Source organism: Anabaena sp. AL09, from assembly GCF_001672255.1.
GTDB lineage: Bacteria > Cyanobacteriota > Cyanobacteriia > Cyanobacteriales > Nostocaceae > Dolichospermum > Dolichospermum lemmermannii.
In genome coordinates this window covers 45,780-58,323 of record NZ_LJOQ01000089.1, presented here as the reverse complement: position 1 = coordinate 58,323, position 12,544 = coordinate 45,780, and the positions used below count along the sequence as shown (strand labels likewise).

Sequence of the window (12,544 nt, the reverse complement as noted above, 5' to 3'; positions counted from 1 at the left end):
GACGATAGTTTAGGGGTAGCCCTCCGTGAAAATAGCTCGATGCCAGGTTTAATATTTAACAACAACGCCTCCTCTATTCTTTTAGAGGGGGTTTTGTTTTTTGTACAAACAGAAATTGATAAGCCGTTGTGTAGCTTGATTTTAATAATATAAAATTATACAATTTTCTTTAAGTAAGTAAAAGTAAATAAAGTATTAATTAATATATAGCCCACATTCCGCACCCCCGGTGTCACAATCGGTAATTTCGGACTTTTGAATACATTGAAGGATGATTTTTATACAAAAAGGTCGAAATTTTAGGTAGCGAACTGCTTGCAGCAGCGCTTCGCTATCGCTAATCCCAAATCCCCAAACGACCATTTTTCGTTGTGTGACAATTTAGGGTGCGGAAGATGGGATATAGGACTTGCTGAATAAATGGGAAAAGCCAGTAGTCTATGGATTAGAGAACTAATAAATTGGCAAAACATCGTGAAAATGCGTATAGTCACAGTAACGATGTCTATCAGGCGTATTATGGTACATAATATCTACAAATTGATGATTCCACAAAATCTCATTAACGCCATAACTATAACGAGCATGGACAACCTGTGCCACTGTTTCATCAATCCCACTCATAGAAATCATCAGCAAGGCCTGAGTTTGACTTAATAATGCCGATGTCATCCCATGAAAAGGACTAGACTCATCAATAATGTGCATCACCGTCCAAGATAAAGAAAAGCTAGGTGTCTGATTTCTCACCAGTTTAAGATCATATATCTTGCACCCATACCGATAATTGTGAATTGTCCATTGTGAATTTGAATATGAACTCGTGAATGCAAGTGTTTTCCCGGCTGCTGAAAAAATCTCTGTAATTTAAATTTCATGGGCAGTAAGTAAAAGTCCAGTGAATGATAGGATGACTAAAGATAAATATATTTAATTAACAATGAACCGAATTTTTTGGATTACTGCCTTAATTGCCTTTATTAACTCCCTAAGTTTTACAATTTTAATCCCCATAATTTATCTTTATGGTAAACAATTTGGTTTAAATGATTTCCAAACCAGTTTATTATTCTCAACATATTCCATTGCTCAATTTTTCGCCACTCCTGTAATTGGTAAACTCTCCGACAGATTTGGACGGAAACCATTATTAATAATTAGTTTAGCCGGAACAGTAATTGCTAATACCATAGCCGGAACTGCCACAACAGCAACTTTACTATTTTTCGCCAGATTTTTAGATGGTATCACAGGTGGAAATGCTTCTGTTGCCCAAGCCGTTATTTCTGATGTTACCAGTCAAAAAGATCGCGCTCAGGCATTTGGGATTTATGGTGCAGCAATGGGATTAGGCTTTGTTCTTGGCCCAGCGACTAGTTTAGTAGCACAGCAAATTTCTTTAGGAACAGCATTTTTAGTTTCCGGTGCAGTTGCTCTTATCGGGATGTTAATGACAATATTTTTATTACCAGAAACTATCCAAAATAAATCTCCAAAATCCACAAACATCTTTGATTTAGGGTTAGATAATTTAATTAAAGGATTTGCTATGCCAGGCATTGGCATTTTATTATTTATTAACTTTTGCACAGGGACAACATTTACCATGTTTACCTACGCATTTCAACCCTATTTTATTCAAGTTTTAGATCAAAATAATAAATCTTTAACACTCTTATTTTTAGTTTTTGGCACATTAGGAGTAGTTATGCAAACTTGGGGAGTATCTATTCTTCGTCGTAAATTTAATGTTGTCAAAATATTATTTTTAGGCTTATTTGTTCGCAGTTTATCATTTATATTAATGCCTGTTTGGCCTAGCATCACTTATTTTGTCGTAGTTAGCATATTATTTGCACTGTTTAACGCCCTAGTCCAACCCATGATTAGTACATTGATTTCTCTCAATGCTCAACCGCAAGATCAGGGAACTGTATTAGGATTAAACGCATCCTATTTAAGTATTTCCAGCGGTATTGGACCAGTGATTGCTGGGATGATAGTTCAACAATCTCAACCCATTACATACAGCTATCCTTTATATCTAGCAGGAGTTTTAACATTTTTGGTGTTAGTGTTAGCCATAGCTACGCGCAAAAGATACAGCACTGCGATTTGATTTGTGAATTTACAGTAGGTTCATTTATTAAATGCACAAGTTGATGGAAATTTTTCATCAACTTAATTAAATTTAAACTTTATTTATATCTGTATCCTTGAAAACAACTGGAAAATCCGGATCTTAACCTTGTTTCTGAAAAATATTGCTAGTCCTGGCAACTTGTCAATAATGTTACTTTCGTGTAATATACATCTTTGGTTGTGAAAATATTTTTACAACGGGGTTTCCAATCATCAATTCAACATTCCGACAATAACCACACCAGGCAAAAATATGCTGTTTTTTTTCAAGTTGATTGATTATTTATTAGCCGCAGTTGCTATCACATCAATTTTCATCATTTATGTTGGTTCTAGTGATCAACAATATATAACTGCTGCATCCGTTGCTTTAAGTGTTGCTCTTGGTTTGTTTATCTTCAATAGACAATCTGTGAAAAATGCTCAAAAGGAATCACAAAAAACTGAGCTTTCCAAAAAAGCTGAACTCTATACCTCTCTATTAAGCAATGGCACTACATTGGACTATAATACAGTTTTACCAGCACGAGCTAAAGCTTTAGAATATTGTCAAGAGTTGATTGATGATTATAAAAGTTCTCGAAATCTCGCCAGAACTCTTTACTATGTTTTGCAAATTTCTACCGTTATTTTGTCAGGTGTCACACCAATTTTAGTGTTGGTGGATAAATTAGAAGCAGGACAAAGCTGGTTAAAATGGCTGCCTGTTATTTGCCCAGCCGTTGCTTCCATTGTTGCTAGTATCGTTACCTCATTTCCTTTTGAAAAAAATTGGATGGCTGCTAACAAAGCCGTTGAATTATTAGAAGCTGAACAGGAAAAGTTTATTTTGGGAATTAGCCCAGCCTATCGTTGTTATGATATTTCCGAAGAAGGTAAACAACAACAAAGAGTAAGTCAGGCAATAGAACTATTTATTAATCAAGTGAATAATATTCACCTCCAAATAGTTCAACCCAGCAGTGATTCAGAACAAGGAAATCAAGAAAAACAAGAGTCACCACAACCTGAAGAATCAACTACAGGACAAAAAGTGGCTGCATAATCTTGGGCGCAGGGACTAATCTAATTGGACGCAGGACCTGCGCCCCTACGGAATTTCTGAAGGATCAAAAATGTCAGTTATCCCTGACATTACGGTTTATAGTAAAAAAATAGTTAGAATAGTGTAGACCCTCTTTTCCAGGGAGTCAACCCACTCGTGATTCTGATTAATTGCAACTTTGTATGAATTTAAATAGCCAGTCTGCCAATTCTTCCGATACATATTCCCAACGTTTGGCAGACATTGTGGGAACAGTGATCGCTTTGATCACCCTCACTTTACCAGTATTTATCATCGCCCACTATTCTTCAGTCAATGTTGAAAACAATCAGCCATCCTTAAGCTATGACCTATCTATTCCTGGAGATTAAAATATACAGCAGAATTTAGGAGTCAAAGCAGAGGATAATGGGCAGGGAGTTTTTTTCTCTGCTTTTTTTTGATCATTTGTGAAATTCACCAAGATTTTTAGCAGGAATCTGGGGGAAGAGATCCACAATGCCTTAGAATCTTACACTGGGAGCGAAAATGGCTGCTACCGCTTATTCACTTTTAGTAAAGGAGTTTTGTTGTGGATTTATCTTTGATTCCTGCCCAACCAAAGCCAGGTGTAATTAATGTCCTGATTGAAATTGCTGGCGGAAGTAAAAATAAATACGAATACGATAAGGATTTACAAGCATTTGCTTTAGATCGGGTTCTCTATTCTTCGGTTAAGTATCCTTATGATTATGGTTTTATCCCTAATACCTTAGCTGATGATGGCGATCCGTTAGATGGTATGGTAATCATGGATGAACCAACATTTCCCGGTTGCGTGATTGCGGCTAGACCAGTTGGTTATTTGGAAATGATTGATGGTGGCGATCGTGATGAAAAAATTCTTTGTGTTCCCGATAAAGATCCGCGCTATGCTCATGTAAAGTCTCTCAAAGACATATCCCCTCACCGACTAGAAGAAATTGCTGAATTTTTCCGTAGTTATAAAAATTTGGAAAAAAAGGTCACGCAAATTCTCGGTTGGCAGGATGTGGATAAGGTAGCTCCCTTGGTGGAAAAGTTCATTCAAGCAGCTAAAGCTAAAGCATAATAGATTATGGGTGATGGTAATGTGAATTACTCATTACCCACTAAACCGATAATTGTGGAATCATCAGTAACAACTTACTGAGTCTAATTCCCAACTATCTTACTGGTTGCAAAAAAAATTTAAACTCAAATGCAGCGCACTCTCTTGTCGGCAAAAATTCATAACTGTACGCTCACAGCAGCAAATATTAACTATGTGGGTAGTATCAGCATTGACGAGGTTCTCCTGAAAAAAGCTGGTATATTCCTCTATGAGCAGGTACAAGTAGTGAATATTGCTAATGGTGAGCGTTTTATTACTTATGCCATACCTGCTCCCGCTAATTCAGGAGCGATTGAATTAAATGGAGCAGCCGCACGTTTAGGTGTAGTTGGCGATCGCTTGATTATCATGACTTACGGGCAGTTTACTATGGAAGAGTTAAAATGTCACTCTCCTACCGTTGTAATTGTGGATGAAAAAAACCAGTTATTAGAAGTGCGACATTATGATGATCTGCTTAGTAAGCTCTAATTTTGTTGAAAATGTCAAATTTTGAGTTGTCCGATTCTCAAATTTATGCTCCTGAACAACTAAGTCCTACCCTTGCTGGTGAATCTGATCTATTTCAGGTGCGATTCTTGTACGTGGTTTGATTCCTACTCCTAGTGGCTCAGAAAGCTGGAGTAAAACGGTTAGTAATCTCCTATCATCATTCTGATGATGATGATTTTCTTGATCATGTTCAAACTGAAATTCAGTCAGTATTCCCTAAAGCATTACTAGCTCGTGAAGGACTTATTTTAAGTATTAATTAATATAACCGCCTAAGAGGTGGGCGGGAAATCGCCAAAATGTGTACAGAAACGTGAAATCGCCCAAAACTGCCATCTTCCTGTTACCAATTCTCTAAACTTAATTCTTCAACTCTCAATAAATCACGATCATTAGAAACTAGAATAAAACCTTTAACAATAGCAGTTGCAGCAATTAAGATATCTTCTGTTTGAATTGGTAATCCTCTTAATCTGAGATTTGCATGAATTTCTGACGCTTTTTCTAAAATCGCTAAATCATCTAATAAAATGATTTGATAATCTTGGCAAAATTCATCAAAATTTTCTAGTTGTTTAGTTGCTTTTACTGCAAACAATCCTCTTTTAACCTCAAAATAAGTAATGCAACTGATACATACTAATTCTCTTTGAGATTTTAATTGTTCTAGTCTTGCCTTAATTTGAAAATTATTTTTCAGTGCGAAGGAAACAATGTTTGTATCTAATAAATAAGTCATTGTCTCTATTTCCGTTTAATTGCTTCATCAAAAATAGCCATTTGTTCGGGTGTTAATTCATTCAAAGTCCCTGCGACTGCTTCTGTCACCATAATACAGCTACAATGTTTTTTTAATTCTTGATCTGACATAGTATTAAATTCTTCAATGGGTAAGTTAGTTTCAAATAATGTGGATAAAAGTTCAACCATCTCTGTAGGATTAAGTTCTTCTTTAAACAAAGGACGTTCTTCCATTAAAATAGCCACAATTTTCTCGATTCTGTTGATCATGGATTCTTGTTGAAGTTCTGTTGATAACATAATATTTCCTCCGAGGAAATGTAAATGATATTCATGGATGTTATTTATTGTAGCATTTTTTAGTTTTGTGATGTTTGTTGATTGTTACAGTGTTAATTTCTGAGGAATAGATTGTGTCATCAATTAAACTTGCCGTTTGTATTAAATTCTTGTATAACTAGAAGTTGAAATTGTCCGTTCTCAAATTTATAACAGAAAGTATCAAGCATCTAGCTGTGTGTTATATTTTTTTTAGTCTGTGTTAACAGGAGGATCTCAATGAGCCTGGTCATTTCCGAAGATATTGTCCAAGCTAGTGGACTATCAGAAAAAGAATTAGTTTTAGAATTGATTATCCTCTTATTTCAAACCCACTTTCCGCACTTCATTTTGTAATACGCGAATATTTCCATAATTTTATTTTTTATCGTTCAATAAAACACATATTTTATCCATCATTTTAGGTATTAATATTGAACAATCTAAGGCTTATTAGGCATAATTCTTGAAAAGATGGATACTACATTGTGAAGTGCGGAATATGGGTTCAAAGGAAAAAAATTAGTATCGGTAAAGCATCTCAACTGGCTAAAATGCCTTTACTACAATTTCAAAATGAATTAGCTATGAGAAACATTAATATTCATTATGATGAAACTGATTTAGATGTTGATTTAAAAAACTTGGGAATTATCTAAAATTTATGATCATAGTTAGCAATACTTCACCTATTACTAATCTATCAGCTATCGGGAAAAATCCAATTAGTAGAACAACTTTATGGATAAATTATCATATCATCAGCCGTTTTTCAAGAATTAACACAATGGGGAGATTCAATACCAGGAGCAAAAGAAGTCAAAACTTATGACTGGATTATTGTAAAACCTGTTAATAATGTTAGTTTAGGACAATCTTTATTATCTCATTAATGCTTGAAACCCAGCTTGAATAAAATGCTTATCAAAAGTTAAAGCTTGAGTAACTTTATTTTGTTTCATTACCACAAAAGAAACACAATCAACTAAACCCCATGATTTATCTTGATGTTGTTTGTATAAATTTAATGCCTCTTCAAATAATTCAGGATTTAACCGGATAACTTCTACTTCATCAGAATTTAAAAAAGTTTCCATTAATTCAACTGCTTCACTTTTATAATTACTCGATAAAGCATTACCAACTTCTAATAAAATTGCATCAGTGGTTATCAAAGGATAATTTTCAAATTTTTGAGCTAATTCTAAAGCTTTGACATGATATTGATCCCGTTTGTTTATTAAGGCTACAATAAACAGCGTATCAACAAAAATTTTATCCCTCACTTGTATCTCTCCCTAAACTAACACTCACTTGAATCGAGAAATCTTCAGGAGCATCAATTTTAATCTTTCGTAATTTGGACATGAGACTAGGTTTTTTAACAGCATTTTCTGCATCGCTTAACTGTTCAATAATCCCATAAACTTGATTAAGTTGTTCTTCTGTTAAATTTTTGAGTTTCTCTTGAATCATTTGTTTTGTAATCATAGTAACTTACCTCAAATAACTATTCTTAAGCACAATTATAGCAAATGACTCTCTAAATTTTCTGATGTTGTACATTGTAGCATTTTTTAGTTTTGTGATGTTTGTTGATTGTTACAGTGTTAATTTCTGAGTCATAGATTGTGTCATCAATTAAATTTGCCGTTTGTATTAAATTCTTGTATAACTGGAGTTCCTGAAGGTGAAGGAGCTACTATTCTGATGTTTAAATCAATTGTTAATTGGTTTTTCTCAAGAGTTATATTTGCTTCCTGTACTAAAAGTTTTATAGATACACCGTCACCTATTTCAGATTCAATAGAAGGCTGGCTTTTATATCCTGCTTCCTCAAGCCATTCAGTAATATTTCTCCAATTTTCTACCTTTTCATCAGATTTATCTACTAAACTTTTCACATACTTATACAAAGTATTGCAAAGGTCTACTTCGACACCTTTAACATTTTTATTCAGCCTCTCCGCTATCTCGGCGGGGCTGTAACCACAAAGTAACCCACGTAAATGTAGTTTCTCAACAGGTGTGAGCCGTTTACCCTTAGCAGATGCGATATCTGTGTATAGAGTTTCTAAATCCCAGTAGTTTGTGGCTTGAGCAAAGCGTTCTTCAGTAGATGCCATTGTCAACATTGTGTACATAAAATTTACTAACCTTATACTAGCCTAACTTCTAATATTGGCTAGTACACACCTAAATTCCGCAATGATAGTCTAGATTTAGACATTTTTAGCATTATTATCATGGTTTCATTTTATCCCGGTCAGAAAGCTAATGAACTAGCTAAGGGCGCTCAAGAACGATATGATCGCGCTTTAGAATGGTTGAAAATTGAGGAAGCAGCAACAAATAAGTTAGCAGAGGAGTATGGTGAACTCCAACTACAGGTGATAAAAGAAACTATTAAGCGTTTTGTAGATTTCGTTGAGCGCACTGGGAGAAAGGCTTCTGAAAGCGAGAGGAGGCTTTTAGAGGGTATGGACTTTTCGGTTCAACAGATTAAAGAATACAAAGCTGCTGCGGTAGGAGCAGAACAATATTTCGGTGCTGGGGCTAAATCCGTAGGAGCAGCAGTAGCAGGTTATGGTGGTGCTATTGGTGTTGCAACTTCAATAGGAGCAGCAAGTACAGGAACAGCGATATCAGGCCTCAGTGGAGCAGCAGCTTGGAATGCAACTTTAGCATGGTTTGGCGGTGGAGCGATCGCTGCTGGTGGCGGTGGTATGGCTTTAGGTACTGTTGTGCTAGGCGGTATTACCATTTTACCAGCTTTAGCGATTGGCAGCTTTTTTGCGGCTAGTGAAGGTGAAAAAGCCATGACAAAAGCGAGAGAGTATGTAGCAAAAGTAAATCAAGCAGTTACAGAAATTAACGCGGCTGAAGAATATTCTCAAGAGGTAAAACGGCGTATTACTGAGTTAAAGGGTGTGTTTGAATCTATTAACACTCATGCTATTCAAAGTCTTAATCAACTTCAATCTCAACCTTTTGATTCAAAGAGAGATGCTGATAAGTTTCGACAAGTAGGAACTCTCATGAAGTCCCTTATAGAAATTTTGAAGACTCCAGTATTAAACAGTGATGGAAAACTTAACCTTGGCTCTGTAACCGTCATAGAAAAATATCGCATTCTACCAGGTAAATAGAAATGACAGTCAAGAAAGTTCATGTAGAAGTATTGGGTGCAGGTGTAGATGCGGCTCACACCTTACGAGCTATTGTTGAAGCCTACACTGAGTACAAAATTGTTGCACAAGAAGAAACGACTAAACGACGTGGTATAGAAGCCTGGGAAAAAGCTACAATTGCGAAGATTCAAGCTGATCGTGATATTCTGATTAACTATCTTGAAAACTCGTTTGATGAACGAGCTAAGAATTTTAGCTTTCTGTTTGAAAAAGTAGATCAGGCAATAGCAAAGGGTGATAATAACCAATTAACTTTAGCTTTGCATTCTATCACAGAAATAGCAAAGTCTAGTCCATTTAAAGATTTTGCTGATTTGAAATCGGTAACAGCAGCCCTTGATGATCCAGATCATGAATGGGTTATCTAATTGAAAAAGACTCTGCGATAGAATTCTAATATTGATAGAAAAATTAGCTTATACACTTATAGACTATGACAATCCGAAAATATCTCACTGAATTCGGCCTTCATATGAGGGCAAGTAATATATATATAGTTCAACAAGATACCCTAGAAATATTGAATGAACTTGAAATATCAGATGAAAATGAGAAATTTCAAATTAATCCTTGTCATATCTACATGATTACTCGTCAACCACGTATAACACTAGACACTGAATCTTCTAAAATTGAAGGACAGTTTATAAAAGGTCGTTTAAAAATTCAGCAAAAAGATACTTATAAATATATAGGATTTGAATATCCTATGCCATCTGATAGTTACGATCTATCTATATATTGTCATTATCCCTATACAGAAATTATTTTAAAAGATGATCAAGGCACTGAGCGTTTTCGATTTACTAGCACTCAACTACTAGCAGACATGATGAAAACTACACAATATTCTGATAACTCAAATACAAGAGAATTTCTAGAACTAATTAGTTTTGAAGTTTTATATATTGGGCAATCATTTGGTAGAGAAGGATCAAGAACAGCATTAGATAGACTTTTGAAACATGAGACTTTACAAAAGATTTATTCTAAATCAATAAATCAATCACCTGATCAAGAAATTTGGTTGTTTCTTTTAAACTTTGAACAAACTAAAATTATAACAATTGATCCTCTGCAAGAATATTACGGTACTTCTTTGGATGACAATAATAGGCATCTTGAAAAAGCATTTTTGGAAGAAATATCAGAAGATCAAAAAATAAATTTTACAGAAGCTGCACTCATTCGATATTTTCAACCTGAATATAACAAGATTTACAAAATAAATTTTCCTAGCTCTGAGCATAAAACCTACTCTGAATGCTATGAATTAGATATAAATACAATTTCATTTGAGATTGAAACTCAAAGAACTGGTTGTATAATAAAATCCACACAAGTACCTCCCAAATGGGTTCATTTAGCAGAGTTTCCCTTACATTCTTCAGAAGAACGCAAGAGTATGTTAGACCTAAAGATATTAGAAAAGCAAGATAATGAACTCAGTAATCCATAACCTAAATAGTAATTTACCAAATTATCGTTTAAACTTTTCACTATAAATGAACCCTTTTACTTTATTCATTTGATCAACTATATCCTCTCTTCTCCATTGTCTCAGTAAAGTAGCCTGTATTCTGGGATTGGAGTAGAGACTGGGAATAAGTAATTGTCGCTTTTATCTATATAAACACATCTATATAAAAAATCTCCCATAAATCATGCAAAAACCGCAATCATTATATCCGGTTTTTGCATGATTACTCAAATTTAGTAACCTACTATACGAATTGTTATGAAAAATCACACTAACGTAACAATATCGGAACTGTCACACCACCAACCAGGAAACTAATATCAGTTATTTCCCCAACGTGGCAAGTACAGAACCGATAAGAACACGGATACACAGTTAATTAAGTCCTGTTCCCAAAAAAAGCCCATGATAGAAACAGCAACTACCACAGACAAACTAAATAAATTCGAGAAATTCAAAGCCGAAAAAGACGGACTTGCAGTTAAAAACGAAATAGAGAATTTTGCCCAAATCGGTTGGGAAGCAATGGACGAAAACGACCTTAACCATCGCCTAAAATGGTTAGGTGTATTTTTCCGTCCTGTGACTCCCGGTAAATTCATGATGCGGATGCGTTTACCTAACGGTATTCTCAACAGCAGTCAATTGTCAGCTTTAGCAGAAGTGGTACAGCGTTACGGTGAAAATGGCAGCGCCGATATTACCACCAGACAGAATATACAACTACGCGGGATCAACTTTGAAGATATCCCCGATATCTTTAATAAATTTCACAAAGTCGGATTAACTACTATCCAATCCGGCATGGATAACGTTCGTAATATTACAGGTGATCCTGTAGCGGGTTTGGATGCAGATGAGTTTTATGATACCAGAGAATTAGTCCAGCAAGTCCAGGATATGCTGACTAACAACGGTGAAGGTAATCCAGAATTTAGCAATCTTCCCCGGAAATTTAATATTGCAATTACCGGAGGCAGAGATAATTCAGTTCACGCAGAAATTAACGATTTAGCCTTTATTCCCGCTTTTTGGGGAAATGAAGATGAAACCCCAATCTTTGGTTTTAACGTCATTGTCGGCGGCTTATTTTCTGCAAAACGTTGTGAAGCAGCCATTCCTTTAAATGTTTGGGTATCTCCCGCCGAAGTTGTATCATTATGCAAAGTCATTGTCGAGATTTTCCGAGATCATGGCTTACGCGCAAATAGACTAAAAGCCCGGTTAATGTGGTTACTTGATGAATGGGGGATAGAAAAATTCCGCGCAGAAGTAGAAAAGCGAGTTGGAAAATCATTATTATCCGCAGCAGCAAAAGATGAAATTGACTGGGAAAAACGGGATCATGTGGGCATATATAAACAAAAACAACCTGGATTTAACTACGCAGGTTTAAATATTCCCGTGGGAAGATTGTCTGCTGATGATATGTTTGAAATTGCCCGATTGTCCGAAGTTTATGGAAGTGGAGAAATCCGGTTTACCGTTGAACAAAATATCATTATCCCGAATATTCCTGATTCCAGTTTAACAGCATTTTTCACAGAATCAGTATTAGAGAAATTTTCAGTTAATCCTGGTTTATTGATGCGATCGCTAGTATCATGTACAGGCGCACAATTTTGCAACTTTGCCTTAATAGAAACCAAAAATCGCGCCCTATCAATGATTAAATCATTGGAATCTGAACTAACTTTATCACGTCCCGTGCGAATCCATTGGACAGGATGCCCTAACTCCTGTGGACAGCCCCAAGTAGCCGATATTGGCTTAATGGGAACTAAAGTGCGTAAAAATGGCAAAATGTTGGAAGGTGTAGACATTTACATGGGTGGAACAGTGGGGAAAGACGCACATTTAGGAACCTGTGTGCAAAAAAGTATTCCCTGCGAAGACTTACAACCCCTATTAAGAGAAATACTAATTACCAAATTTGGGGCAAAATTGCGAGAACCAGCAATAATTTAACCTCAATAACTAGACATCAAATCATCCGCGTTTAT

Annotated in this window: 15 protein-coding genes and 2 pseudogenes; 11 read left to right on the top strand and 6 right to left on the bottom strand. The window is 35.5% G+C overall.

The genetic code is table 11. From position 1 onward, the window contains the following. Positions 1-453: 453 nt before the first annotated feature. A pseudogene (locus tag AN490_RS18530) lies at positions 454-771 on the bottom strand (ATP-sensitive inward rectifier potassium channel 10); the annotation flags it as partial. A gap of 169 nt (positions 772-940) precedes the next feature. Here AN490_RS18530 and AN490_RS18525 point away from each other — a divergent pair. From AN490_RS18525 to AN490_RS18500, 6 genes and pseudogenes are all read left to right on the top strand, one after another. Then, the gene (locus tag AN490_RS18525; RefSeq protein ID WP_300006401.1) at positions 941-2,119 is read left to right on the top strand and encodes an MFS transporter; all 1,179 of its coding nucleotides are present in this window, start codon (positions 941-943) and stop codon (positions 2,117-2,119) included. Between the two features lie 276 nt (positions 2,120-2,395). Continuing rightward, positions 2,396-3,187 (top strand): DUF4231 domain-containing protein, encoded by a 792-nt coding sequence (locus AN490_RS18520; protein ID WP_213799512.1) that lies wholly within the window; start codon positions 2,396-2,398, stop codon positions 3,185-3,187. 182 nt (positions 3,188-3,369) lie between these two features. Next, positions 3,370-3,558: a hypothetical protein gene (locus AN490_RS18515; RefSeq protein WP_300006400.1), complete on the top strand. Its 189-nt coding sequence runs from the start codon at positions 3,370-3,372 to the stop codon at positions 3,556-3,558. A 200-nt stretch (positions 3,559-3,758) separates the two neighbouring features. Continuing rightward, entirely contained in the window at positions 3,759-4,277 is a 519-nt protein-coding gene (locus AN490_RS18510; RefSeq protein WP_148765371.1) for an inorganic diphosphatase, read from the top strand. Positions 4,278-4,406: 129 nt separating this feature from the next. Further along, a complete protein-coding gene (gene panD / locus AN490_RS18505) occupies positions 4,407-4,790 on the top strand; it encodes an aspartate 1-decarboxylase (protein WP_300006399.1) in 384 nt (127 codons plus the stop codon). 128 nt (positions 4,791-4,918) lie between these two features. Further along, positions 4,919-5,074, top strand: a pseudogene (locus tag AN490_RS18500) (MBL fold metallo-hydrolase); the annotation flags it as partial. 80 nt (positions 5,075-5,154) lie between these two features. Here AN490_RS18500 and AN490_RS18495 read toward each other — a convergent pair. Next, on the bottom strand, positions 5,155-5,550 hold the full coding sequence (locus AN490_RS18495; RefSeq protein ID WP_300006398.1) for a type II toxin-antitoxin system VapC family toxin: 396 nt from the start codon (positions 5,548-5,550) through the stop codon (positions 5,155-5,157). A 5-nt stretch (positions 5,551-5,555) separates the two neighbouring features. Beyond that, positions 5,556-5,852, bottom strand: a complete 297-nt coding sequence (locus AN490_RS18490) for a hypothetical protein (protein ID WP_300006397.1) — start codon at positions 5,850-5,852, stop codon at positions 5,556-5,558. A gap of 506 nt (positions 5,853-6,358) precedes the next feature. Here AN490_RS18490 and AN490_RS18485 point away from each other — a divergent pair. After that, positions 6,359-6,529, top strand: coding sequence for a UPF0175 family protein (locus AN490_RS18485; RefSeq protein ID WP_300006396.1), 171 nt, complete (start codon positions 6,359-6,361; stop codon positions 6,527-6,529). Between the two features lie 222 nt (positions 6,530-6,751). On the opposite strand, the gene AN490_RS18480 is transcribed toward AN490_RS18485, so the two are convergent. From AN490_RS18480 to AN490_RS18470, 3 genes are all read right to left on the bottom strand, one after another. Continuing rightward, positions 6,752-7,156, bottom strand: coding sequence for a PIN domain-containing protein (locus AN490_RS18480; RefSeq protein ID WP_300006395.1), 405 nt, complete (start codon positions 7,154-7,156; stop codon positions 6,752-6,754). Next, the gene (locus AN490_RS18475; protein ID WP_168634384.1) at positions 7,146-7,361 is read right to left on the bottom strand and encodes a hypothetical protein; all 216 of its coding nucleotides are present in this window, start codon (positions 7,359-7,361) and stop codon (positions 7,146-7,148) included. Before AN490_RS18475 ends, AN490_RS18480 begins: the two co-directional genes overlap by 11 nt. Before the next feature lie 146 nt (positions 7,362-7,507). Continuing rightward, positions 7,508-8,014 carry a helix-turn-helix domain-containing protein gene (locus AN490_RS18470; RefSeq protein WP_300006394.1) on the bottom strand — a complete coding sequence of 169 codons (507 nt, stop codon included), beginning with the start codon at positions 8,012-8,014 and terminating at the stop codon, positions 7,508-7,510. Between the two features lie 102 nt (positions 8,015-8,116). Between AN490_RS18470 and AN490_RS18465 the strand changes: the two genes are divergently transcribed. From AN490_RS18465 to AN490_RS18450, 4 genes are all read left to right on the top strand, one after another. After that, a complete protein-coding gene (locus AN490_RS18465) occupies positions 8,117-9,019 on the top strand; it encodes a hypothetical protein (protein WP_300006393.1) in 903 nt (300 codons plus the stop codon). 2 nt (positions 9,020-9,021) lie between these two features. Next, on the top strand, positions 9,022-9,429 hold the full coding sequence (locus AN490_RS18460) for a hypothetical protein (protein ID WP_300006392.1): 408 nt from the start codon (positions 9,022-9,024) through the stop codon (positions 9,427-9,429). Positions 9,430-9,494: 65 nt separating this feature from the next. Beyond that, positions 9,495-10,520: a hypothetical protein gene (locus AN490_RS18455; RefSeq protein ID WP_300006391.1), complete on the top strand. Its 1,026-nt coding sequence runs from the start codon at positions 9,495-9,497 to the stop codon at positions 10,518-10,520. Between the two features lie 426 nt (positions 10,521-10,946). After that, positions 10,947-12,509, top strand: coding sequence for a ferredoxin--nitrite reductase (locus AN490_RS18450; RefSeq protein WP_300006390.1), 1,563 nt, complete (start codon positions 10,947-10,949; stop codon positions 12,507-12,509). Positions 12,510-12,544: the final 35 nt, after the last annotated feature.

Coding starts and splice junctions, on each gene's coding strand:
- AN490_RS18525 (WP_300006401.1), top strand. CDS start 941: ATGAACCGAATTTTTTGGATTACTGCCTTAATTGCCTTTATTAACTCC.
- AN490_RS18520 (WP_213799512.1), top strand. CDS start 2,396: ATGCTGTTTTTTTTCAAGTTGATTGATTATTTATTAGCCGCAGTTGCT.
- AN490_RS18515 (WP_300006400.1), top strand. CDS start 3,370: ATGAATTTAAATAGCCAGTCTGCCAATTCTTCCGATACATATTCCCAA.
- panD (WP_300006399.1), top strand. CDS start 4,407: ATGCAGCGCACTCTCTTGTCGGCAAAAATTCATAACTGTACGCTCACA.
- AN490_RS18495 (WP_300006398.1), bottom strand. CDS start 5,550: ATGACTTATTTATTAGATACAAACATTGTTTCCTTCGCACTGAAAAAT.
- AN490_RS18490 (WP_300006397.1), bottom strand. CDS start 5,852: ATGTTATCAACAGAACTTCAACAAGAATCCATGATCAACAGAATCGAG.
- AN490_RS18475 (WP_168634384.1), bottom strand. CDS start 7,361: ATGATTACAAAACAAATGATTCAAGAGAAACTCAAAAATTTAACAGAA.
- AN490_RS18470 (WP_300006394.1), bottom strand. CDS start 8,014: ATGTACACAATGTTGACAATGGCATCTACTGAAGAACGCTTTGCTCAA.
- AN490_RS18465 (WP_300006393.1), top strand. CDS start 8,117: ATGGTTTCATTTTATCCCGGTCAGAAAGCTAATGAACTAGCTAAGGGC.
- AN490_RS18460 (WP_300006392.1), top strand. CDS start 9,022: ATGACAGTCAAGAAAGTTCATGTAGAAGTATTGGGTGCAGGTGTAGAT.
- AN490_RS18455 (WP_300006391.1), top strand. CDS start 9,495: ATGACAATCCGAAAATATCTCACTGAATTCGGCCTTCATATGAGGGCA.
- AN490_RS18450 (WP_300006390.1), top strand. CDS start 10,947: ATGATAGAAACAGCAACTACCACAGACAAACTAAATAAATTCGAGAAA.